Origin of the sequence: Streptococcus infantis, assembly GCF_047465525.1 — a bacterium.
GTDB classification, from domain to species: Bacteria; Bacillota; Bacilli; order Lactobacillales; family Streptococcaceae; genus Streptococcus; species Streptococcus infantis_R.
On record NZ_JASGZS010000008.1, the window covers coordinates 50,171 to 73,570 of the forward strand.

Annotated in this window: 27 protein-coding genes; 24 read left to right on the top strand and 3 right to left on the bottom strand. The window is 41.1% G+C overall.

Features of this window, described 5'->3' with window-relative positions; all coding sequences use genetic code 11:
• The first annotated feature begins 10 nt into the window (after window positions 1–10).
• The 12 genes from QM374_RS04275 (at window position 11) to groL (ending at window position 10,154) form a co-directional block, all read left to right on the top strand.
• Complete coding sequence (locus QM374_RS04275; protein ID WP_414310973.1) at window positions 11–406, top strand: single-stranded DNA-binding protein; 396 nt, start codon at window positions 11–13, stop codon at window positions 404–406.
• A 188-nt stretch (window positions 407–594) separates the two neighbouring features.
• The gene (locus tag QM374_RS04280; RefSeq protein ID WP_414310974.1) at window positions 595–1,578 is read left to right on the top strand and encodes a substrate-binding domain-containing protein; all 984 of its coding nucleotides are present in this window, start codon (window positions 595–597) and stop codon (window positions 1,576–1,578) included.
• Entirely contained in the window at window positions 1,578–2,894 is a 1,317-nt protein-coding gene (locus QM374_RS04285) for a sensor histidine kinase (RefSeq protein ID WP_001224944.1), read from the top strand. The genes QM374_RS04280 and QM374_RS04285 overlap by 1 nt, the downstream gene beginning before the upstream one ends.
• Before the next feature lie 6 nt (window positions 2,895–2,900).
• Window positions 2,901–3,584, top strand: a complete 684-nt coding sequence (locus QM374_RS04290; protein WP_006147185.1) for a response regulator transcription factor — start codon at window positions 2,901–2,903, stop codon at window positions 3,582–3,584.
• Window positions 3,581–4,879, top strand: coding sequence for an ABC transporter substrate-binding protein (locus QM374_RS04295; RefSeq protein WP_414310975.1), 1,299 nt, complete (start codon window positions 3,581–3,583; stop codon window positions 4,877–4,879). Before QM374_RS04290 ends, QM374_RS04295 begins: the two co-directional genes overlap by 4 nt.
• A gap of 140 nt (window positions 4,880–5,019) precedes the next feature.
• Window positions 5,020–5,457, top strand: coding sequence for a PTS sugar transporter subunit IIA (locus QM374_RS04300; protein WP_371620534.1), 438 nt, complete (start codon window positions 5,020–5,022; stop codon window positions 5,455–5,457).
• 14 nt (window positions 5,458–5,471) lie between these two features.
• Window positions 5,472–5,966, top strand: coding sequence for a PTS system mannose/fructose/N-acetylgalactosamine-transporter subunit IIB (locus QM374_RS04305; protein WP_070460178.1), 495 nt, complete (start codon window positions 5,472–5,474; stop codon window positions 5,964–5,966).
• Window positions 5,967–6,022: 56 nt separating this feature from the next.
• Complete coding sequence (locus QM374_RS04310; protein ID WP_006151610.1) at window positions 6,023–6,865, top strand: PTS mannose/fructose/sorbose/N-acetylgalactosamine transporter subunit IIC; 843 nt, start codon at window positions 6,023–6,025, stop codon at window positions 6,863–6,865.
• Entirely contained in the window at window positions 6,849–7,703 is an 855-nt protein-coding gene (locus QM374_RS04315; RefSeq protein ID WP_414310976.1) for a PTS system mannose/fructose/sorbose family transporter subunit IID, read from the top strand. Before QM374_RS04310 ends, QM374_RS04315 begins: the two co-directional genes overlap by 17 nt.
• Window positions 7,704–7,805: 102 nt before the next feature.
• The gene (locus QM374_RS04320; RefSeq protein WP_414310977.1) at window positions 7,806–8,099 is read left to right on the top strand and encodes a DUF202 domain-containing protein; all 294 of its coding nucleotides are present in this window, start codon (window positions 7,806–7,808) and stop codon (window positions 8,097–8,099) included.
• Between the two features lie 135 nt (window positions 8,100–8,234).
• Window positions 8,235–8,519 (top strand): co-chaperone GroES, encoded by a 285-nt coding sequence (gene groES, locus QM374_RS04325; protein ID WP_301559770.1) that lies wholly within the window; start codon window positions 8,235–8,237, stop codon window positions 8,517–8,519.
• A 15-nt stretch (window positions 8,520–8,534) separates the two neighbouring features.
• On the top strand, window positions 8,535–10,154 hold the full coding sequence (gene groL, locus QM374_RS04330; protein WP_061862700.1) for a chaperonin GroEL: 1,620 nt from the start codon (window positions 8,535–8,537) through the stop codon (window positions 10,152–10,154).
• A gap of 97 nt (window positions 10,155–10,251) precedes the next feature.
• On the opposite strand, the gene serS is transcribed toward groL, so the two are convergent.
• The 3 genes from serS to QM374_RS04345 all read right to left on the bottom strand — a co-directional run bounded on the left by serS (window position 10,252) and on the right by QM374_RS04345 (window position 13,478).
• Window positions 10,252–11,526 (bottom strand): serine--tRNA ligase, encoded by a 1,275-nt coding sequence (serS, locus tag QM374_RS04335; protein ID WP_371559049.1) that lies wholly within the window; start codon window positions 11,524–11,526, stop codon window positions 10,252–10,254.
• Window positions 11,527–11,739: 213 nt separating this feature from the next.
• Entirely contained in the window at window positions 11,740–12,111 is a 372-nt protein-coding gene (locus QM374_RS04340) for a DUF956 family protein (protein ID WP_371559048.1), read from the bottom strand.
• Window positions 12,112–12,113: 2 nt separating this feature from the next.
• Window positions 12,114–13,478, bottom strand: coding sequence for an aspartate kinase (locus QM374_RS04345; RefSeq protein WP_414310978.1), 1,365 nt, complete (start codon window positions 13,476–13,478; stop codon window positions 12,114–12,116).
• 206 nt (window positions 13,479–13,684) lie between these two features.
• On the opposite strand from QM374_RS04345, the gene QM374_RS04350 reads away from it, so the two are divergent.
• The 12 genes from QM374_RS04350 (at window position 13,685) to accC (ending at window position 23,251) form a co-directional block, all read left to right on the top strand.
• Window positions 13,685–14,197, top strand: a complete 513-nt coding sequence (locus QM374_RS04350) for a hypothetical protein (protein WP_414310979.1) — start codon at window positions 13,685–13,687, stop codon at window positions 14,195–14,197.
• A gap of 110 nt (window positions 14,198–14,307) precedes the next feature.
• The gene (locus QM374_RS04355) at window positions 14,308–15,093 is read left to right on the top strand and encodes an enoyl-CoA hydratase (RefSeq protein ID WP_414310980.1); all 786 of its coding nucleotides are present in this window, start codon (window positions 14,308–14,310) and stop codon (window positions 15,091–15,093) included.
• Window positions 15,094–15,184: 91 nt separating this feature from the next.
• On the top strand, window positions 15,185–15,619 hold the full coding sequence (locus tag QM374_RS04360; RefSeq protein WP_075232026.1) for a MarR family winged helix-turn-helix transcriptional regulator: 435 nt from the start codon (window positions 15,185–15,187) through the stop codon (window positions 15,617–15,619).
• Window positions 15,619–16,593, top strand: coding sequence for a beta-ketoacyl-ACP synthase III (locus tag QM374_RS04365; RefSeq protein ID WP_414310981.1), 975 nt, complete (start codon window positions 15,619–15,621; stop codon window positions 16,591–16,593). The genes QM374_RS04360 and QM374_RS04365 overlap by 1 nt, the downstream gene beginning before the upstream one ends.
• 58 nt (window positions 16,594–16,651) lie before the next feature.
• The gene (locus QM374_RS04370) at window positions 16,652–16,876 is read left to right on the top strand and encodes an acyl carrier protein (protein WP_000257838.1); all 225 of its coding nucleotides are present in this window, start codon (window positions 16,652–16,654) and stop codon (window positions 16,874–16,876) included.
• A gap of 221 nt (window positions 16,877–17,097) precedes the next feature.
• The gene (gene fabK / locus QM374_RS04375; RefSeq protein ID WP_045763680.1) at window positions 17,098–18,072 is read left to right on the top strand and encodes an enoyl-[acyl-carrier-protein] reductase FabK; all 975 of its coding nucleotides are present in this window, start codon (window positions 17,098–17,100) and stop codon (window positions 18,070–18,072) included.
• Window positions 18,065–18,985, top strand: coding sequence for an ACP S-malonyltransferase (gene fabD, locus QM374_RS04380; RefSeq protein ID WP_414310982.1), 921 nt, complete (start codon window positions 18,065–18,067; stop codon window positions 18,983–18,985). Before fabK ends, fabD begins: the two co-directional genes overlap by 8 nt.
• A gap of 32 nt (window positions 18,986–19,017) precedes the next feature.
• Window positions 19,018–19,752 (top strand): 3-oxoacyl-[acyl-carrier-protein] reductase, encoded by a 735-nt coding sequence (fabG, locus tag QM374_RS04385; RefSeq protein WP_414310983.1) that lies wholly within the window; start codon window positions 19,018–19,020, stop codon window positions 19,750–19,752.
• A gap of 22 nt (window positions 19,753–19,774) precedes the next feature.
• Window positions 19,775–21,010: a beta-ketoacyl-ACP synthase II gene (fabF, locus tag QM374_RS04390; protein WP_414310984.1), complete on the top strand. Its 1,236-nt coding sequence runs from the start codon at window positions 19,775–19,777 to the stop codon at window positions 21,008–21,010.
• Window positions 21,011–21,012: 2 nt separating this feature from the next.
• The gene (accB, locus tag QM374_RS04395; protein WP_414310985.1) at window positions 21,013–21,453 is read left to right on the top strand and encodes an acetyl-CoA carboxylase biotin carboxyl carrier protein; all 441 of its coding nucleotides are present in this window, start codon (window positions 21,013–21,015) and stop codon (window positions 21,451–21,453) included.
• On the top strand, window positions 21,450–21,872 hold the full coding sequence (gene fabZ, locus QM374_RS04400; protein WP_000565515.1) for a 3-hydroxyacyl-ACP dehydratase FabZ: 423 nt from the start codon (window positions 21,450–21,452) through the stop codon (window positions 21,870–21,872). Before accB ends, fabZ begins: the two co-directional genes overlap by 4 nt.
• 11 nt (window positions 21,873–21,883) lie before the next feature.
• A complete protein-coding gene (gene accC, locus QM374_RS04405) occupies window positions 21,884–23,251 on the top strand; it encodes an acetyl-CoA carboxylase biotin carboxylase subunit (protein ID WP_414310986.1) in 1,368 nt (455 codons plus the stop codon).
• Window positions 23,252–23,400: the final 149 nt, after the last annotated feature.

Here is a 23,400-nt window from a genome sequence, read left to right on the forward strand (position 1 = left end):
GGATGAAAAAATGTATAATAAAATTATTCTTATTGGAAGAATCGTGGCAACACCAGAATTGCACAAAACCAACAATGACAAGTCCGTCGCACGAGCAACTATCGCAGTGAACCGTCGTTATAAAGACCAAAACGGAGAACGTGAAGCAGACTTCATCAATATTGTAGTCTGGGGCAAGCTTGCTGAAACCTTGGCGAGTTATGGAAGCAAGGGTAGTCTCATTTCTGTGGATGGGGAACTTCGTATCCGTAAGTTTGAGAAAAATGGCCAGACCAACTATGTAACAGAAGTTCTCTGTACAGGTTTCCAACTCTTAGAAAGTCGCGCCCAACGTGCTATGCGTGAAAATAATGCAGGACAAGACTTAGCAGATTTGGTCTTGGAAGAAGAGGAACTTCCATTTTAATATCAATCAAATAGAAGAGCTGGTTCGCCTATAGACCAGCTTTTTCTATTATTTTTGTAGTATTGTTCGGAAATTAATTCTTAAATAGGTCAAATAAATGCACTTGTACAATAAAATCAAGCACTTTTTTTGAAAAAGTAGTAGAATAAAGTAATATATATTCAAAATTTTCAGAAAAGGAATGAAATTTGAAGAAAAATAAAGAGAAAATAGAATTGTTGAAATGGCTGATAAAGCGTCTATTACTGCTGATTCCAGTGGTCTGTGTTCTCTTATGGCTTTTCGGCCGTTGTCAAACAAGTGGCATCAAGAATCAGACTAAAATTGGTGTCACCTATATGACCATGAACAATGGGTTCTATAAAAGTATTCATTCGGAAATTAGTCGAATTGCCGATGAAAGAGGAGCTCTTGTTTACGTCCGAGATCCAGAATTGGACGAAGAAAGACAGAGCCAACAGATTGATGATTTTTGTGCTCAAAAAGTTGATATGATAGTGATCAATCCGGTCAAGGGGGATAGCCAGTCAATTTTAACTGCTCTTGAAAAAGCTAGAAAACAAGGAATTAAAATCATTGCGGTCGATACCCAACTGAAGAATTTTAAGCCAGATGCAAGTATTGTATCCGATAACTACCAAGCGGGAGTATTGATTGCTAAAGAGTTGATGAAACGTTCTTCTAGTGCTCGGGTCCTCCTTTTGGAACATAAGGGGACTGTTTCAGCAGATACGCGGATTCAGGGGTTTAAAGACACTATTGAGGGGCACAGTTCTTATCAGATTGTATCGGAACTGGAAACCAAGGGGCAAACGGGAATCGCCATGCCGGCTGTCCAGAATTTTTTACAATCAGGGGTTGAAATTGATACCTTAGTTGCCTTAAATGATCGCTCAGCTATAGGAGCTCTGGCTGCAATTAAGGAGCAAAGAATAACTTACCCCATTGCGATTTATGGAATAGATGGTTCACCAGATATGAAATCTTTGTTGCACTCGACGGATGATGTTGTGGGGACCGTTGCTCAGTCTCCTTTGAAGATGGGAGACCGCGTGATGGAGGTCATTCAAGATATTGCTGAAGGGAAGAGCTATACCAAAGAGGTGAGCATTCCAGTTGAAATGATGACAAAGGAAAACATTGATCAGTTTGATGTGAATGGGTGGCAGTAATGAGAAAGTTTAGAGGTGTTCGATACAGTTTGGCCATTCTTATGGTCGTCAATTTTATCGCTGTTATGCTAAACAGTATCATCTATCTTCAAGCAACCAACTATATCATAGCTCAACGCCAAGCCTCTCTATTATTAGAGCGTCTAGAGCGTATTCCCTTTGCTCCATCTACGACTTTTTGGTTGTCTGCAGTTTTGTTTGCTGGGATTGCTTTGATATCGATGAGTCGATATCTGCCTCAAACGAGTCGATGGTCTATTTTTGATAAGAGGAATATTCTGGAGATTCTCCTGATGCTGCTTCTGATGTGGGTTCAAAATGTAGCTTATAACGGGCTCATTCTCTTGGTTTTTGCGGATATCTTCTATGGTTCCAAAGAGTTGAATACCAAGAGAGATCGGAAGTATTGGTTTGCCTTTATCCTAGTGAGTTTCTTGATGCTCCTTGTGACAAATTCAGATGTCTTTTCGCTTTTCTTCCCGATTCCGTCCTTAGATGTCTATATTCATTTTTATCCTGAATCTATCCGCATTCTGGCCTTTTTCTTAAAGAATTCCCTTTATGCCTCGAATATGGTACTCTTCATTATTTCACTTTTGTTTTATATTATGAACGTCCTTGCGGAAAACCACGAAGTAGAGGAAGAATTGGCTATGGTGTCCAAGGTTAATACGGAGTTGAACAATTATATGGCCTTGTCTGAGAAGATTGCAGAGGATCGGGAGCGTAAGCGGATTGCTCGTGAGATTCATGATACTTTGGGGCACGCACTAACAGGCATCTCAGCAGGTTTAGATGCTGTTGGGGTCTTGATTGATATCGATCCAAATCGGGCAAAAGAGCAGGTGAAAAACGTATCAGAAGTGGTTCGTGAAGGAATCCAAGATGTGAGAGGTTCTCTTAATCGTCTTCGTCCGGGAGCCCTTGAGGGACGAACTCTCAAAGATGCTTTAGAAAAGACCATCCGCGAGTATCAAATTCTTTCCAACTTACAAGTTGATCTAAACTATGAATGGGTAGATGTCGATATGGATGTCATGATTGAAGATACGATCTTTCGTGTCATACAAGAGTCTATGACCAATGCGGTTCGCCACGGTCACGCCAGCCAACTAAAACTCCATTTTTTTGAGGATAAAGAGAATTATTTGATCGCTTTGCAAGATAATGGAGTTGGGTTTGAAACCTTAACTTATGGTTATGGACTCAAACAGATGATGGAGCGTATTTCAATTCTAGGAGGCCAGCTTCAATTTGAAAGTCGCGATGGATTTTTCACACGTGTCAGTTTACCAAAATATAAAGAAGGGAGATAAGATATGGTGATTAAAGTAATGGTGGCAGATGACCAAGCCTTGATTCGAGAATCTTTGAAAATTATTTTGTCGGCTCACTCCGACATCGAAGTAGTAGCTACAGTGGAAGATGGGAATCATGTCTTGTCCAGTATTCCACAGACGCATCCTGATCTGATCCTGATGGATATTCGGATGCCAGGCATGGATGGGGTTTTGGCTACAAAAGAAGTAAAAGAACACTATCCGGATATCAAAATTATTATTTTAACAACTTTTGACGATGATGAATTTATCTATAGTGCACTCAAGTATGGTGCTTCAGGATATCTCTTAAAGGGAGCCTCTACAGAAGAGCTCTATGAGGCTATTAAGGTGGTGCATCAAGGTGGAGCTATGATCAATCCCAATATCGCAAGTAAGGTCTTTCAGATCTTCTCTCAAATGGCCAAATCGAATTTCTCTATTGCTGTGGATGAGGACAACGTCAAGGATTTGAGCACGACAGAATGGCGAATTATTCAAGAAGTCGGCTATGGCGAGTCAAACAAAGAAATTGCTGCCAAACTTTTCTTGTCAGAAGGAACTGTGCGCAATTACTTATCAACGATTTTGGCGAAATTAAACCTAAGAGATCGAACGCAATTAGCAATTTGGTCAGTTCAAACAGGAGTGACTAGACGCGATTTTTCAAAAGGAAATACGGAATGAAATTAAACCGAAAGCATCTTTGTTGGGGAATCGTTCTCCTTTTTGTGGTCTCTGTGAGTACTGGTTTTTATTGGTGGAAACAACAACCGATCGTGCTCCATATAGGAGTTTATGCAGGATCTAGTTGGGATGTTCCGACCAGTCAACGCTCCCATGCTTTGGATCTTGCGATTCAAAAATTTGAAAAGTCCCATCCTAATGTCCGTGTGGAATATGAAAATGGGATTCCACAGTCGGATTATTCAGACTGGCTCTCAGAAAAGATTGTTTCAGGAAAGACGCCGGATGTGTTTATGGTCTCTGAGCAAGATCTGTCTTTATTGGCGGCGCGTGGCGTTCTAGAAAAGTTAAATGGCTATATGAATCAAGAAGACCAAGCTGCTTTTTATCCTGTTGCATTTGAATCAGGTGTCTATCAGGGGCAATCCTATGCATTACCTTATGAAAGTAATCCTATTTTGATGTGTGTCAATAAAGATTTGCTGGATAAAGAAGGCATTGAGGTTCCCAAGGAAGGTTGGAGCTTGGAAGAGTTCTATACAATTTGTAAAAAACTAACCAAAGATACCAATGGAGATGGTCAATTGGATCAGTTTGGGAGTACAGAATATACATGGAAAGAAGCTTTGGCAGCAAATGGGGGTAGTCTTTTTCAAGGAGGGATGCTCAAGCTTACGGCTTCAGAAGTCAAAGAATCATTGACTTTTTTACAAAAATTGGAAGAGTTGAATAAGAACTATAAGGTGAGTTCCAAAGATTTTGACCAGGGGAAAGTCGCTTTTTATCCCATGACTTTGGCTCAATATAGAACCTATAAACCTTATCCTTACCATGTTTCAAAATATTCAAACTTCACCTGGACCTGTATCCCTATGCCTGCTAAGTCAAAAACTACCAAGGCGACTTTGGTTACGACGACTTCTTTTGCCATGTCTGCTCGGACTCCTCATTCCAAGTTAGCTTGGGAATTGATGCAATTGTTGACAGAAGATCCAGAAATTCAACAACTCCTCTTTGCTCAATCTCAAGGGATTTCCGTTATGCCACAGGTGGTCCAAAGTCAATCTAGTAAAGATCTTCTACAGGTAGATGATTTTGGCACGGATTCCTTGACCAATCAGACCTTGAATCGTATCATGGAACAAGCTGTTGAAAGTAGTCCCAAGAATGTCTCAAAAGAAATGTTGGAAAAGCTGGACTACTTGATTGGCAATGCTTTGCGCGATCAAGATGTCGAGAACCGCTTGCCTCAAATTCAGAGGGAAATTGAAAGTAGTCTTCAGGTAGGAGTTTAAAGAAAAATAAGATGACATTGTGTCAAGTGACAGATGTCATTTTTTTGTTGCTAAATGTCATGTTTATCATGTGACATTTGACAATGTAAAAGCGCTTCCAAATATTCTACAATAGAGTCAAATAAAGGAGGTGTAGCAAAATGAAATATCTCATTTTAGTCAGTCATGGTGGATTGGCAGAAGGACTAAAAACATCGCTAGCTATGTTTGCTGGTGACAAGATGAATCAGGTCATCGCAGTTGGACTTAAAGAAGGAAAATCAGTCGATGAATTTGCAGTTGATTTTAGAGAGAGCATTTCAGAATTGACAGCAGATGATTCTGTGCTGGTCTTGGCAGACATTGTAGGTGGTAGTCCATTAACCACGGCAGCCACTGTCCTAGAAGAAGCTGGAAAGCTAGATGGAGCTTTGATTCTTGGTGGGATGAACCTGACCATGGCCCTGACAGCAGTTGTGATGAAGGATGTGTTGGATGGAGACGATTTGTCAGCAACTATCTTATCAGAAGCACAATCTGCACTACAACCTTTTGAAGTTTCAGCCACTAGTGCTGAAGAAGATGATGACGATATTTAATAGGGAGGTACCTTATGGTAGTAACATTTGTACGGATTGATGACCGCATGATTCACGGTCAAACAGTCACACGCTGGGCAAAAGAAAAACCATGTGATGGTTTGATTGCCGTAAACGATGCAGCAGCATCAAACAAGGTTTTGATCCAAGCTTACAAAGGCGCATCAGACAAGAAAACCTTTGTATGGACAAAAGAAGCCTTTAAAGAAAAGTCAGCAAAAGTAACGGAATCTGACAGTCGGTACTTCTTGATTACCAAAAACCCAATCGATATGAAGGAAATTTTGGTGGATCAAGGTTTTGTCCCAGGTGATGTCAGAGAAATCATCGTTGGCCCTGCAAATGATAGACCTGGTGCAGTGAAATTGGGCAATAACCAATCCATCACCCAGGAAGAAGCAGAAGCCTTTCAGGCTATTCAAGCAGCAGGATATAAGGTGAAATTCCAATTGTTGCCGGATGTTTCAATTGGTTACTGGGATGATTTCAAATCTAAATTTGGTTTTTAAACCTAACAGTTTTATTAGTTAGGTAAATAAATTTACAAACAAAAGGAGCGTTTGTTATGACAATTTCATGGATTCAAGCAATCTTGCTTGCAGTTTTCGCCAGCTTGTCTTCAATGCCTGGTATGGGAGGTTCCAGTATCGGGAACTATACACTCGGTCGTCCCTTGATCGGTGGGTTGATCTCAGGTTTAATTCTTGGAGATGTGACAACCGGTATTATGGTCGGGGTTGCCCTTCAAGTCGTTTATATCGCCTTGGTAACACCTGGTGGAACCGTATCTGCTGATGTTCGTGCAATCTCTTATATCGGTGTTCCTCTTGCTATCTTGTTTGTGCATGCAAATCACATCACAGACGAAGCTGGAATTGCAGCAGCTGCAGCCCCAATCGGTGCAGCCGTTGGGACAATCGGTACTGTTCTTTTCTACGGTACAGCTACAATGAACTTGCTTTGGCAACACATTGGTTGGAAAGCCGTTGAAGAAGGAAACTTCAAAAAACTCTACGCAGTTGACTGGGTTTATCCTTGGATCTCTCACTTCCTCTTCTCTTTCCTTCCAACTATGATTATCACCAAATATGGTGAAAACATGGTTGATTTGATGAAACTTTACCTTCCTATGGATGGTTTCTGGATGAAAGCCCTCTTTACAGTTGGAGCCCTTCTCCCATGTGTCGGTATTGCTATCTTGTTGAAACAAATTGTTACAAAAGCAACTGACTTCATTCCATTCTTTGTTGGATTTACCTTGGCTAAATCTCTCGGCTTGAACTTGGTAGCGAGTGCGGTTGTTTCATTGATCTTTGCAGTAATCTACTATGAACTTGAAGTAATCAAATCTATGAAAGCAGCTCCGGCTGGAGTGGTGTACGTAGACGATGATGAGGAGGATATTTAAAATGGCTGATAGAAAGAAAATTTCAAAGAAAACATTAGCAAAAGCATTTCATCATTGGTATTATGGCCATTTGACTTGTTTCTCTCAAGAACACATGCAAACCTTTGGGTACTTGACTTCTATGCTTCCAATCGTAGAAGAAATGTATGATACAAAAGAAGAACAAAAGGATGCTATGCAAACCTATACTGCCTTCTTCAATACTGAACCACAACTTGGCTCTCTCGTTGTAGGGATTACGGCTGGTTTGGAAGAAGCGCGTGCAAACGGAGATGCTGTAGATGGTGAAACTATCAATGGAATGCGTGCCGGTTTAATGGGCCCAATCGCTGGTATTGGTGACTCTTTAGTCGTTGGTACCTTGATTCCAGTCCTTTTAGGGATTGCACTTGGTCTTTCTAAAGGTGGTAACGTCTCTGGTGCTATCTTCTACATCGTCGTATGGAACCTCTTAGTATACTTTGGTATGCGCTTTGCCTTCTTCAAAGGGTATCAATTAGGGGATAAAGCCGTTGAATTCCTAGTAGGACCAAAAGGACAAGCACTTCGTAAAGCAATCAGCGTTGTCGGCGGTATGGTTATCGGTGCGGTAGCAGCAACTTGGGTATCTGTTACAACAGCCCTTCAATTCGAGAATTCTGAAGGAAAAGTCTTCTTAAATATCCAAGAAAAGATTGATGGTGTTTATCCAGGTCTCTTGACAGCAACTTTCATCACTATTTGCTGGTGGTTAATGTCTAAGAAAAAAGTTTCACCAAACAAAGTTATGTTGCTTCTAGTTGTTGTCGCTTTGGTCGGTGTTGCTCTAGGTATCTTTGACCCACATCTTAATTACTAAGCTCAAGAAAAGCACATATTTACTAGTAGAAAATTTTGAGAATGAAGTAGACTAACCTCCTTCTCTTGCCCTTCATTCTCAATTTTTGTCAGGAGAATCCTCATGGTTACAAAACAAGAACTTGTTAATGGATATGAAATAGAAATTAAGTATCAACGCCACATGCTTGAAAATCTTGGCCGTTGGTTTAGCTTACTCTTTATCATTGCCAGTATAGGTATGGTCTTGATTTATCTCTTTCATAAAAGCTTCCTCCCAATCTTAATTTTCGGAATTTTACTTGCCTTGGTTGGAATATTGGGAATGGTGGTTTTTGGATATGGTATCTATCGAGGACGGATCAATCTCCAAAAAGTCGTCGATGATTTTAATCGAAAGTTAATAATTCTAAAGTGATCTTTAAGGAACATCTCATTCATTTTGAGGTGTTTTTTTCTTGACTATTTCTGACTAAGTGATACAATAGAACTATGGTTTAGCACTCGTTCGTAAAGAGTGCTAACAATATGATTATGTTATGGAGGAAAACAGATGTTGAAACCATTAGGGGACCGTGTGGTCTTGAAAATTGAAGAGAAAGAACAAACAGTCGGAGGCTTTGTCCTTGCAGGATCAGCCCAAGAAAAAACAAAAACAGCTACAGTAGTGGCTACTGGACAAGGTGTTCGCACCTTGAGTGGTGAACTAGTTGCCCCAAGTGTAAAAGTTGGAGATCAGGTTTTGGTTGAAGCTCATGCAGGTATCGAGGTCAAAGATGGTGACGAAAAATATGTCATCGTTGGTGAAGCTAACATCTTAGCAATCGTTGAAGAATAAGAGGAGGAAGTAAGTATGTCAAAAGAGATTAAATTTTCATCTGATGCACGTTCAGCTATGGTACGTGGTGTTGATATCCTAGCTGATACAGTTAAAGTAACCTTGGGGCCTAAAGGCCGTAACGTCGTTCTTGAAAAATCATTCGGCTCACCATTGATTACCAATGACGGTGTAACCATCGCTAAAGAAATCGAACTAGAAGACCATTTTGAAAATATGGGTGCCAAATTGGTGTCAGAAGTGGCTTCTAAAACCAATGATATCGCTGGTGACGGAACAACTACTGCAACTGTCTTGACCCAAGCAATCGTTCGAGAAGGAATCAAAAACGTTACTGCTGGTGCAAACCCAATTGGTATCCGCCGAGGGATTGAAGCAGCGGTTGCAACTGCTGTGGAAGCCTTGAAGAACAATGCCATTCCTGTTGCTAACAAAGAAGCGATTGCGCAGGTCGCTGCTGTATCATCTCGTTCTGAAAAAGTTGGTGAGTACATCTCTGAAGCCATGGAAAAAGTTGGTAAAGATGGTGTTATCACTATTGAAGAATCACGTGGTATGGAAACAGAGCTTGAAGTTGTAGAAGGAATGCAGTTTGACCGTGGTTATCTATCTCAGTACATGGTTACTGATAATGAAAAAATGGTTGCAGACCTTGAAAATCCATATATTTTAATTACTGACAAGAAAATTTCAAATATCCAAGAAATCTTGCCACTTCTAGAAAGCATTCTTCAAAGTAGCCGTCCGCTCTTGATTATTGCAGACGATGTTGATGGAGAAGCTCTACCAACTCTTGTCTTGAACAAGATTCGTGGAACTTTCAACGTAGTTGCTGTTAAGGCTCCTGGTTTCGGTGACCGTCGTAAAGCGATGTTGGAAGATATTGCGATTTTGACAGGTGGAACTGTTATTACCGAAGACCTTGGTCTTGAGTTGAAAGATGCTACCATCGAAGCTTTAGGTCAAGCAGCTAAAGTGTCTGTTGATAAAGATAGCACAGTTATTGTCGAAGGTGCAGGAAATCCTGAAGCCATCGCTAACCGTGTGGCTGTCATCAAGTCACAAATTGAAACAACAACTTCAGAATTCGACCGTGAAAAACTTCAAGAACGCTTGGCTAAATTGTCAGGTGGAGTAGCTGTTATCAAGGTTGGTGCTGCAACTGAAACTGAGTTGAAGGAAATGAAACTCCGTATCGAAGATGCTCTTAACGCGACTCGTGCAGCTGTTGAAGAAGGCATCGTTGCAGGTGGTGGTACTGCCCTTGTTAATGTTATCTCAGCTGTCGCTGCCTTGGAATTAGAAGGCGATGAAGCAACAGGTCGCAATATTGTTCTTCGTGCTTTAGAAGAGCCAGTTCGTCAAATTGCCTACAATGCAGGTTATGAAGGTTCAATTGTTATTGATCGTTTGAAAAATGCAGAGCTTGGAACAGGCTTCAATGCTGCAACAGGTGAATGGGTCAACATGATTGAAGCAGGAATTATCGATCCTGTTAAGGTTAGTCGTTCAGCCCTTCAGAACGCAGCTTCAGTAGCAAGTTTGATTCTAACGACAGAAGCAGTCGTAGCTAACAAACCAGAACCCGCTGCACCAGCGCCAGCTATGGATCCATCTATGATGGGTGGCTACTAAGAAATTAAAAAACAGGTAGAAATGAGAATTTTCTACCTGTTTCTTTTGAATTACTCAAAAAGAGGAAGCTCAGCCTCCTCTTTTTACATTTATTTAATTATGGTTTGATAACTTCAGCTCCATCCATGTATGGACGAAGAACTTCTGGAATGGTCACAGAACCATCTTCGTTTTGATAGTTTTCAAGGATAGCAGCGACTGTACGTCCAACAGCAAGTCCAGAACCATTCAAAGTATGAAGAAGTTTAACCTTACCATCGGCTTCATCACGGTAACGGATTTGGGCACGACGAGCTTGGAAATCTTCTGTATTTGAACAGCTTGAGATTTCACGGTAGGTATTTTGCGCAGGGATCCATACTTCCAAGTCATAAGTCTTAGCAGCTGAGAAGCCCATGTCTCCTGTAGAAAGAGCAACTACGCGATATGGAAGGTTGAGTTTTTGAAGGATGTTTTCAGCGTTGGCTGTCATCTTTTCTAGTTCTTCGTATGACTCTTCAGGTTTGGAAAATTTCACCATTTCTACCTTGTGGAATTGGTGCAAACGAATCAAACCACGAGTATCACGACCAGCTGAACCAGCTTCAGAACGGAATGATGGGCTCATAGCAGTAAAGTAGATTGGCAAGTCTTTTCCATCAAGAATTTCATCACGGTAGTAGTTGGTCAGAGGAACTTCAGCTGTCGGAATGAGGACGTAGTTCGTATCTTTCAATTCAAATGTATCTTCTTTGAATTTTGGATATTGTCCTGTACCGAACATAGAATCATGGTTAACCATGTAAGGTGTGATGACTTCAGTGTAACCTTCTTTTCCATGCTCATCCAACATGAAGTTGTAGATAGCACGTTCCAAACGAGCCCCAAGTCCTTTATAGAAGAGGAAGCGCGCTCCAGTTACCTTTCCACCACGTTCCCAGTCAAGAATACCAAGATCTTCACCTAAATCCCAGTGAGCTTTTGGTTCAAAGTCGAACTCGCGAGGAGTTCCCCAACGGCGAACTTCTACGTTATCGTCTTCGTCTGCACCGATAGGCACGCTATCAGCTGGGATGTTTGGAAGAGTTGTGGTAAATTCTGTCAATTTAGCATCGATTTCTGCCAATTCAGCATCAAGAGCTTTTACCTCGGCAGATAGGGTTTGCATGGCAGCAATCTTGTCGTCTGCATTTTCCTTGTTACGTTTAGCTTGTGCAATCTCAGCAGAAACTGTGTTACGTTCAGCTTTGAGGGTTTCAACCTTAACCAAGATGTCACGACGTTTGGCATCAATTTCTTTCATCTCATTCAAGATAGCAGCATCTACACCACGTGTAGCTAGTTTTTCTGCGACAGCATCAAAGTCTGTACGAATACGTTTGATATCTAACATATAAACTCCTTTATGAAAAAAGCACACCTGACAAAGCGTTGGAGTGGCAGGGCCACGGTTCCATCCAACTTCACAGGTGTGCACTTGATTCTGTATTTGATTTAAAACAACGGTAGAATTTCAATTAAATCTTCTATCTGCTCGCAGCACCCGCAGACTTTCTGAAAGAAGGAAGTAACCTACTTATCCGTTTCTATGATTATACTAAACTTTTTATTTTTTTGCAAATAGATTTTTAATTTTTCGACCAATGATTTGGACTAAGGTAGGCAGTTTGACTACCTTGTCATTTCCCAGTTTTTCACGAGCTATTTTAAGAATTTTTCCAGAGTCTTTTGAGGCAAAGAGAAATTTTCCTTGATCTGTAAAGATTTCAAAATGACGACTAACCTTGCGGCCTGAAACATTGGCTCCGATTTGGTTAACGCTGGACCATGGGATTTGAATATAGTCCTCGACATTACGATCTGCGTAAAATTCTAGCGCATGATCTCCAACCAGAAATTTTCCAACCTTTCCTGTAATGGAGAGATAGGAAGTTCCAGTTGTTTGCAAGTCGACGACCTTGTTGAGGGATTGTGCCATGTTTAGTCTTCCTTATTTTCACCGAAAAATGCTTGGTAGAGAGCTTTAAGGGCGGCTTTTTCTTGGTCTTTATGGACAACAAACATGATAGAAACTTCACTAGAGCCTTGTGACATCATTTGGATGTTGATGTTGTTCTCAGATAAGGCACGAGTGGCTGTAGCAGTTACCCCGATATGACGCTTCATTTTTTCCCCAACAATCATAATGATAGAGAGGTCGTGTTCGATTTCAGCGTGGTCTACCTCTGCTTTTTGTACTAATTGACGAAGGATTTCTTCTTCCTTGATCGGAGTCAATTCTCGTGAACGTAAGATGATAGACAGGTCATCGATACCAGTTGGCATGTGTTCCCAACCAATATTAAGGTCCTCAAGAATCTGAAGAACTTTACGACCAAAACCGATTTCGCGGTTCATCAGATACTTGGACATATTGATGCTGACAAAGCCAGAATCACCAGCGATCCCAACAACTGGGAATTTGTCGCTGCTATGTTGTAGCACAATGCGAGTACCTGGGTGGTCTGGATTGTTGGTATTTTTAATGACAAGAGGAATTTTCCCACGGTAGGCTGGTAGAAGTGCTTCATCGTGTAGTACAGAGAATCCAGCATAGGCCAATTCACGCATCTCACGGTAGGTTAACTCAGGAATAGAGTGTGGCTTGTGGATGATACCAGGATGGGCAGCAAAGATTCCATCTACATCAGTAAAGTTTTCATAGAGGTCAGCCTTAACACCTGCGGCGATGATAGAACCAGTAATATCGGATCCCCCACGGGAGAAGGTACAGATGTGATCTTCCTTAGTTACGCCAAAGAAACCAGGAATAACGAGGACTTCAGTTGAATTTGTCAATTCCTCGATTTTATCGTAACTTGATGGGATGATACGTGCATTTCCAGGTTCGCTTGTCACAACGATACCAGCTTCTCTAGGATGAACATAACGCGCTTCCAAGCCATTTTGGTTAAAGTAGGCTGCAATCAACTTGGCATTGTTATTTTCTCCAGCTGCTAGAAAGGTATCATAGAGAAACTTATTATCTTCAATTGGAAGAGTTGCAAGAGCACGGATGCTTTTTGAAATTTTATCTAAAACGGCTGGTTTAAGACCTAATTCGCTAACCATAGCAGCATAGCGATCAATAATCCAGTTTTGGCTTTTGCTAATGTCATTTCCAGCTACATAGTCGCGGTAGTATTTAATCAAGGCATCTGTAACCTTAGTATCTTCAGAATTACGTTTACCAGGGGCAGATACAACCACAAAACGACGTTCTGGGTCACTTTTGACAATATTTAAAACTTTTTCTAACTGACTAGCAGAGGCAAGCGAGCTTCCACCAAATTTAACAACCTTCATAAGAACTCCTAAAGTAAGTATTTTATACGATTATAGCAGAAAGAGGGGCTTTTTTCAATCTGGAAAATTTCCTATATAATTGTTTGAATGTCTCATCAGGAAAGCTTATAATAAAGGTGTAGGGGGAAAGACTCTTCTGATGAAAGGAGTTGGGAAAGATGATTAAAAGAGTGTTTTGTTTAATACTACTAGTCCTTACCTTCGTGATGATTCCTACAAATATCGGAGCAAGTTCTCAACCTCTTCCCAGTGGTCGTTTGACCGGAGAAGAATTAGCGATAGAATATGCTCAGGAACGTCAAATTTCAGTTGAGAGGGCTAAAATTATCTTATCTATCGGCTTGTCAGATAGTAAGGCAAGGACCTATCGAATTCTCTCTGAAAAGATTATCGTCAATCCTAACTATGAAGTTAGAATCAAGTTTTATTGTCGAACAGATGAAAGTGGACAATTTAGAGGAATCACGAAACTCTTAGCTACAAGTCTGGTCACCAAGGACGGGGATAAGGAAGCTCCTTTTACAGGAAATCTTTTTGCCTACCTTGAAGATCCAAATCGTGTTTTTTACATGGTTTCAGGAGAATTCTACCATAAAGGCTCCAATCAAGAACAACTCTATCAAAGAGAAGGAGGGCGGATGCTTGAAGTCATTTATGACTTCATGGATGATACAAGTACTGGTTTTCCTGTATTTTTAGAGACCAAACTAAGTTTTTAAAATCGGCCGATACACTTTCGGTCGATTTTTCTCTTGTCTAATAAGCTGGAAAAAGATATAATTTGAAAATAAAATAATTTAAACATCGTTGTAATGTAAAAGGAGTGGCTATGGATCATATTCTCTATCAAGTTCAAGACAATCTAGCGATGATAACTCTGAATCGTCCTGAGGTGGCCAATGGTTTTCATATTCCTATGTGTCAAGAAATTCTAGAAGCATTGGAATTGGCTGAAAAAGATGCTTCGGTTTCGTTTGTTCTCATTAATGCTGCCGGCAAAGTCTTCTCTGTTGGGGGCGATCTAGTAGAAATGAAACGTGCTGTTGAAAAGGATGATATTTCCTCCCTCACACAAATCGCGGAGTTGGTAAATACGATTTCCTATAAGATTAAACAAATTCCTAAACCAGTCATTATGGAGGTGGATGGAGCAGTTGCTGGGGCAGCGGCTAATATGGCTTTGGCAGTTGATTTCTGTATTGCTTCTGACAGGGCTAAATTTATTCAGGCCTTTGTAGGTGTGGGCTTGGCTCCAGACGCGGGTGGTTTATTCTTGCTGACACGATCACTGGGTGCGATTCGGGCAACGCAATTAGCTATGACGGGTGAAGCTTTCACAGCAGAAAAAGCACTGGAAGCTGGAGTTGTCTACCGTCTTTGTGCTAGTGATCAATTAGAAAAGACAAGAGAGCAACTATTGAAGAAGTTGAGACGGGGCTCTTCTAACTCTTATGCGGTCATTAAGGAATTGGTTTGGGAGAGTGAGTTTAAGCAGTGGCATGAATATGCCAAATTGGAATTGAAGCTACAGGAAACTCTATCTTATACTGAAGATTTTAAGGAAGGTGTTCGTGCACATTCTGAAAGAAGACGTCCAAAATTTATGGGGAAATAATAAAATACTTGCGCAATTCTTTGAAGTTTGATATACTTTTTTTGTCAAATGTTTTGATAGTTAAACTTTTTTGATGAGGGAGGGAAGAAAATTGGACTACCAACGGATCAATGACTATTTAACATCTATTTTTAATAACGTCCTTGTGATTGAGGAAGTGAGTTTGAGAGGTAGTCGTTTCAAGGATATCTCAATCAAGGAAATGCACACGATCGATGTGATTGGCAAGTTTCCAGATGTGACTCCAAGTCAAGTGTCCAAAGAGTTGATGGTAACTCTAGGAACCGTGACAACTAGCTTGAACAACTTGGAACGAAAAGGTTATATCGAGCGCTTGCGATCAGATCAGGATCGTCGTGTAGTACATCTGCATTTGACAAAGAAAGGTCGCTTGGTACATCGGCTCCATAGACGTTTTCACAAGGCCATGGTCGAAAGGATCATCGAAGGCATGAGCCCAGAGGAAATGGATGTCATGAGTAAAGGTTTGACCAATCTTTATCAATTTTTGGAGGATTTGAAATAATGGCTTTTGCGAAAATAAGCCAGGTTGCTCATTATGTGCCAGAGCAAGTGGTTACAAATCATGATTTAGCTCAGATTATGGATACCAATGATGAGTGGATTTCAAGTCGGACGGGAATACGACAAAGGCATATTTCAAGAACAGAATCTACTAGTGATTTGGCTACAGAGGTTGCTAAGAAACTGATGACAAAAGCTGGAATCACAGGAGAGGAGTTGGATTTTATCATCCTAGCCACTATCACTCCAGATTCGATGATGCCCTCTACGGCTGCTCGTGTCCAAGCTAATATTGGTGCTAATAAGGCATTTGCTTTTGACTTAACAGCTGCTTGTAGTGGATTTGTATTTGCTCTTTCAACTGCTGAAAAGTTTATCGCTTCTGGTCGCTTTCAAAAAGGCTTGGTGATTGGCAGTGAAACCCTCTCTAAAGCAGTCGATTGGTCGGACCGATCAACAGCTGTTTTGTTTGGAGATGGTGCTGGTGGTGTTTTGCTAGAAGCTAGCGAGCAAGAGCATTTCTTGGCTGAGAGTCTCAATAGTGATGGGAGTCGCAGCGAGTGTCTAACCTATGGACATTCAGGCTTGCATTCTCCATTTTCAGATCAAGAAAGTGCAGATTCATTTTTGAAGATGGATGGACGCGCAGTCTTTGATTTTGCCATTCGGGATGTAGCCAAGTCTATCAAGCAGACTATTGATGAATCTCCTATAGAGGCGACAGACTTGGATTATCTGCTACTTCATCAGGCTAATGACCGTATTTTGGATAAAATGGCTAGAAAAATCGGTGTCGACCGAGACAAACTTCCAGCCAATATGATGGAATATGGCAATACCAGTGCAGCAAGTATCCCGATTTTACTTTCAGAGTGTGTGGAACAAGGTCTTATCCATTTAGATGGTAGCCAAACTGTTCTGCTATCAGGCTTCGGTGGAGGCTTGACCTGGGGCACGCTCATCCTTACAATTTAGGTAATCATGTGGTGAACACATTGTTATAAAAAACTATTTATTTTAAAGGAGTCCTATCATGGCAGTATTTGAAAAAGTACAAGAAATTATCGTTGAAGAACTTGGAAAAGACGCATCAGAAGTAACACTTGAATCAACTTTTGATGATTTGGACGCAGATTCATTGGACTTGTTCCAAGTAATCTCAGAAATCGAAGATGCTTTTGATATCCAAATCGAAGCAGAAGATGACTTGAAAACAGTTGGTGACTTGGTTGCTTATGTTGAAGAGCAAACAAAATAATTTATACTCTTCAAAAATCAAATTCAAACCACGTCAGCTTCGCCTTGCCGTACTCGAGTACAGCCTTCGGCTAGCTTCCTAGTTTGCTCTTTGATTTTCATTGAGTATTAAATAAACGGAGAAGGAGTAGGGAAACCCGCTCCCTCTTGTTCAGGTAATAGTTTGACAGTCAAAGTATAATGCGGTCGAACTATTACGTAAGCAAGACATATGGAGGCACTATGAAAACACGTATTACAGAATTATTGAATATTAAATATCCTATCTTCCAAGGTGGAATGGCCTGGGTTGCAGATGGTGACCTTGCTGGAGCTGTTTCAAAAGCAGGTGGTCTAGGTATCATCGGTGGAGGAAATGCTCCTAAAGAAGTGGTTAAGGCCAATATCGATAAGATTAAATCTTTAACAGACAAGCCTTTTGGTGTCAACATTATGCTTCTGTCTCCATTTGTTGATGATATTGTTGACCTCGTCATTGAAGAAGGGGTTAAGGTAGTCACAACTGGCGCAGGAAACCCAAGTAAATATATGGAGCGATTCCATGAAGCGGGAATCACCGTTATTCCTGTTGTTCCTAGTGTTGCTTTGGCTAAACGCATGGAAAAAATCGGTGCAGACGCTGTTATTGCAGAAGGTATGGAAGCAGGTGGACACATTGGTAAACTAACAACTATGACCTTGGTTCGTCAAGTTGCAGCTGCTGTTTCTATTCCTGTTATCGCTGCTGGTGGTATTGCAGACGGTGAAGGAGCTGCTGCTGGCTTTATGCTTGGTGCAGAGGCTGTGCAAGTAGGAACTCGTTTTGTAGTTGCTAAAGAATCAAATGCCCATCCAAACTATAAAGCTAAAATTTTAAAAGCTCGTGATATTGATACAACGATTTCGGCACAACATTTTGGACACGCAGTTCGTGCCATTAAAAACAAATTGACTCGTGATTTCGAGCAAGCTGAAAAAGATGCCTTTAAACAAGAAAATCCAGATTTAGAAATTTTTGAGCAGATGGGCGCAGGAGCCTTAGCTAAAGCAGTTGTCCATGGGGATGTGGATGGCGGTTCAGTGATGGCCGGCCAGATTGCAGGTTTGGTATCTAAAGAAGAAACTGTTGAAGAAATCTTAAAAGATATTTATTATGGTGCAGCTGAAAAGATTCAAGCAGAAGCTGCTCGTTGGGCAGGAGTTACAAGAAATGACTAAAACAGCCTTTCTATTTGCAGGTCAAGGAGCTCAATACCTAGGAATGGGTCGCGAGCTCTATGACCAATATGCTATCGTCAAGGAAACAATCGATCAAGCTAGCCAAGTCTTGGGTTATGATCTCCGTGATTTGATTGATAATGATGAAACAAAGTTAAATCAGACTCGTTATACGCAACCAGCTATTTTAGCTACGTCCGTTGCTATTTACCGTCTTTTAAGGGAGAAAGGTTACCAGCCTGATATGGTGGCAGGTTTGTCTCTTGGAGAATATTCTGCCCTAGTAGCTAGTGGTGCCTTGGATTTTGAAGATGCAGTGGCTCTTGTTGCTAAGCGTGGAGCTTTTATGGAAGAAGCGGCACCTGCAGGATCAGGGAAAATGGTAGCTGTCCTCAATACACCAGTTGAAGTGATTGAAAAAGCTTGTCAAGAAGCTTCTCAACTTGGTGTTGTAACTCCAGCTAACTACAATACGCCGAGTCAAATTGTTATTGGTGGGGAGGTGGCTGCAGTGGATCGTGCAGTTGAACTCTTGCAAGAAGCGGGAGCAAAACGTTTGATTCCGCTCAATGTTTCTGGACCTTTCCATACAGCTTTATTGGAATCTGCTAGTCAAAAATTAGCTCAAGCCCTAGAAGATGTTGAGTTTAATGACTTTGCTTGTCCACTTGTTGGTAATACAGAAGCAAAGGTTATGGAAAAAGAACGAATTGCAGAACTCTTGACTCGTCAAGTTAAGGAACCTGTCCGTTTTTATGAAAGTATTGCAGTCATGCAAGAAGCGGGTGTCACTCGTTTTATCGAGATTGGACCTGGTAAAGTTTTGTCAGGATTCGTCAAAAAGATTGATAAAACAGCTCAACTTTCTAATGTGGAAGATCAAGCAAGCTTACAAGCACTCTTAGAAAGTTAGACCAAAATGGTAGAAGTTCTGAAAGGAGAAAAATGAAACTAGAACAGAAAAATGTCTTTATTACAGGCTCAAGTCGAGGAATTGGTCTTGCCATTGCTCATAAATTTGCCAGCTTGGGAGCCAATGTTGTCTTGAATAGTCGTGGTGAAATCTCCGAGGAGCTTCTTGCCGAATTTAAACCGTACGGGGTGAAGGTCCTTGCTATTTCTGGTGACGTTTCTGATTTTGCGGATGCAAAACGTATGGTAGACCAAGCCATTGAAGAGTTGGGGTCAGTTGATATCTTAGTAAATAATGCTGGAATTACTCAAGATACTCTCATGCTCAAGATGACAGAAGAAGATTTTGAGAAGGTCTTGAAAGTCAATCTGACAGGGGCTTTCAATATGACACAATCAGTCTTGAAACCGATGATAAAAGCTCGCGAAGGTGCTATCATCAATATGTCTAGTGTTGTCGGTCTGATGGGAAATATTGGTCAAGCCAACTACGCTGCTTCTAAGGCTGGTCTGATTGGATTTACCAAATCAGTAGCACGTGAGGTTGCCAATCGCAATGTTCGCGTCAATGCCATTGCTCCAGGAATGATTGAATCAGATATGACTGCTGTTCTATCTGATAAGGTCAAAGATGCCATGTTGGCACAAATTCCGATGAAACAATTTGGCAAAGCTGAGCAAGTCGCAGAGTTCACAGCCTTTCTTGCAAGTCAGGATTATCTAACGGGACAGGTCATTGCAATTGATGGTGGACTAACCATGCAATAAGAGTTAAAATAGAGGTATGAAAATGAAACTAAATCGTGTAGTAGTAACAGGTTATGGATTGACATCTCCAATCGGGAACACACCAGAAGAATTTTGGAACAGTCTTAAAAATGGAAAGATTGGAATTGGTGAAATCACCAAATTTGATCACAGTGCTTTTGACGTTCATAATGCGGCAGAAATCCAGGATTTTCCTTTTGACAAATATTTTGTAAAAAAAGATACCCACCGTTTTGATGACTATTCTTTGTATGCGCTATATGCAGCCCAAGAAGCCGTTAATCATGCAGGTCTTGATGTAGAGACTTTAGATAAGGATCGCTTTGGTGTTATCGTTGCTTCAGGTATCGGTGGAATCAAGGAAATCGAAGATCAAGTGGTTCGCCTTCATGAAAAAGGTCCAAAACGTGTGAAACCGATGACCCTTCCAAAAGCTTTAGCAAATATGGGCTCAGGAAATATTGCTATGCGCTTTGGCGCTAATGGTATTTGTAAATCTATCAATACTGCTTGTGCTTCTTCAAATGATGCAATCGGGGATGCCTTTCGTTCCATCAAGTTTGGTTACCAAGATGTTATGCTAGTTGGTGGTTCTGAGGCTTCTATCACTCCATTTGCCATTGCAGGCTTCCAAGCCTTGACAGCTCTTTCAACAACAGAGGATCCAAGTCGTGCCTCTATTCCATTTGACAAAGACCGTAATGGTTTTGTCATGGGAGAAGGGGCAGGGATGTTGGTTCTTGAAAGTTTAGAGCATGCTCAAAAACGGGGAGCAACTATCTTGTCTGAAGTTGTTGGTTACGGGAATACCTGTGATGCCCACCATATGACTTCACCACATCCAGAAGGTCAAGGAGCTATTAAAGCCATCAAACTTGCCTTGGAAGAAGCAGAGATCACACCAGATCAAGTAGCTTATGTCAATGCTCATGGTACATCAACTCCTGCTAATGAAAAAGGAGAAAGTGGAGCAATCGTAGCAGTTCTTGGTAAGGAAGTACCTGTATCTTCAACCAAGTCATTTACTGGACACTTGCTCGGTGCAGCTGGTGCAGTTGAAGCAATTGCAACAATTGAAGCCATCCGTAACAACTATGTTCCAATGACAGCTGGGACAACAGAATTATCAGACTACATTGAAGCAAACGTTATTTATGGACAAGGATTGGAACGTGAAATTCCTTATGCTATCTCAAATACCTTTGGATTTGGTGGGCATAATGCAGTTCTTGCTTTCAAACGTTGGGAGAATAAGTAAAGATGAATTTAAATGAAATCAAAGACCTGATGGCGCAATTTGACCAGTCAAGCTTGAAAGAATTTTCTTATAAGAATGGAACGGATGAGTTGGTCTTCAGTAAGAATGAAGCGAAACTTGTTGCAGAAGCAAGTCCAGCACCTCAAGCTGTGGTTCCAGCAACTGTAGAAGTGGTTTCAGAATCAAGTGCTAGTGAATCTGTAGCTGAGGGGGACCTTGTAGAAAGTCCACTTGTCGGAGTTGCTTACTTGGCTGCCGGACCAGACAAATCTAATTTTGTTTCAGTCGGTGATACTGTTAAAAAAGGCCAAACCTTGGTCATCATCGAAGCCATGAAGATTATGAATGAAATTCCAGCACCTAAAGATGGTGTTGTAACAGAAATTTTAGTTGAAAATGAAGAAATGGTTGAGTTCGGGAAAGGCTTGGTACGTATCAAATGATTGATATTCAAGGAATTAAAGAAGCTTTGCCACACCGCTATCCCATGCTCTTAGTAGATCGTGTCTTAGAAGTTAGCGAAGATACAATCGTTGCTATTAAAAATGTAACGATTAACGAACCTTTCTTCAATGGTCATTTTCCTCAATACCCAGTTATGCCTGGAGTCCTCATTATGGAAGCTTTGGCACAAACAGCAGGTGTTTTGGAATTATCAAAACCTGAGAACAAAGGGAAGCTTGTCTTCTATGCTGGTATGGACAAAGTTAAATTTAAAAAACAAGTTGTTCCTGGTGATCAGCTTGTCATGACAGCAACTTTTGTCAAACGTCGTGGCACAATCGCCGTAGTAGAAGCGAAGGCAGAAGTAGATGGTAAGCTTGCAGCAAGCGGCACTCTGACCTTTGCTATTGGAAACTAGGGAGGTTTTCCATGTTTCGTAAGATTTTAATTGCCAATCGTGGTGAAATCGCTGTTCGTATTATTCGTGCGGCACGAGAATTAGGAATTGTAACAGTCGCTGTCTATTCGACTGCTGACAAGGAAGCACTCCACACGCTTTTGGCTGATGAGGCTATCTGTATCGGCCCTGGGAAGGCTACAGAATCTTATCTGAACATCAATGCCATCCTATCAGCTGCGGTATTGACTGAAGCTGAAGCTATTCACCCTGGATTTGGTTTCTTAAGTGAAAATTCCAAGTTTGCAACCATGTGTGAAGAAGTTGGTATCAAATTTATCGGACCATCAGCTCGTGTAATGGATATCATGGGAGATAAAATTAACGCCCGTGCTCAAATGATTAAGGCAAACGTGCCTGTCATTCCAGGATCAGATGGAGAAGTCCATACTGCAGAAGAGGCCCTCACTATTGCCGAAAAAATTGGTTATCCAGTTATGCTGAAAGCTTCAGCTGGAGGTGGTGGAAAAGGGATTCGTAAGGTTGAAAAAGCAGAAGATCTCGTGTCAGCCTTTGAAACAGCCTCTAGTGAAGCCAAAGCCAACTTTGGTAATGGGGCTATGTACCTTGAGCGTGTGATCTACCCTGCTCGCCACATTGAAGTACAGATTCTTGCTGACCAAATGGGACATGTTATTCACCTTGGTGAACGTGACTGTTCGCTTCAACGGAATAACCAAAAGGTTTTAGAAGAAAGTCCTTCGATTGCTATAGGGAAAACCCTTCGTAATGAAATTGGTGCAGCGGCAGTACGTGCAGCGGAGTCTGTAGGCTACGAAAACGCTGGAACCATTGAATTCCTGCTAGATGAAGCGACTGGTAAATTCTACTTTATGGAGATGAATACGCGTGTCCAAGTAGAACATCCAGTAACCGAATTTGTATCTGGTGTGGATATTGTCAAGGAACAAATCCGTATCGCAGCAGGTCAACCTTTGACCTTGAAGCAAGAAGATATTGTTCTAAAAGGACATGCTATTGAGTGCCGTATCAACGCAGAAAATCCAGCCTTTAATTTTGCACCAAGTCCTGGTAAGATTACCAATCTTTATCTCCCAAGTGGTGGTGTAGGCTTGCGTGTTGATTCTGCAGTTTATCCAGGTTATACCATTCCGCCATACTATGATAGTATGATTGCTAAAATTATTGTTCATGGCGAAAATCGTTTTGATGCTCTCATGAAAATGCAACGAGCTCTTTATGAACTCGAAATTGAAGGGGTTGTCACCAATGCTGATTTCCAACTGGATCTAATTTCAGATCGTCGCGTGATAGCAGGGGACTACGATACTTCATTCTTGATGGAAACTTTCTTACCATACTATCAAGAAAAAGAATAATGTAATACTCTTCGAAAATTAAATTCAAACCGCGTCAGCTTCGCTTTGGATTATATATGTGACTGATTTCATCAGTCTTATCTACAACCTCAAAGCTGTGCTTTGAGCAACCTGCGGCTAGCTTCCTAGTTTGCTCTTTGATTTTCATT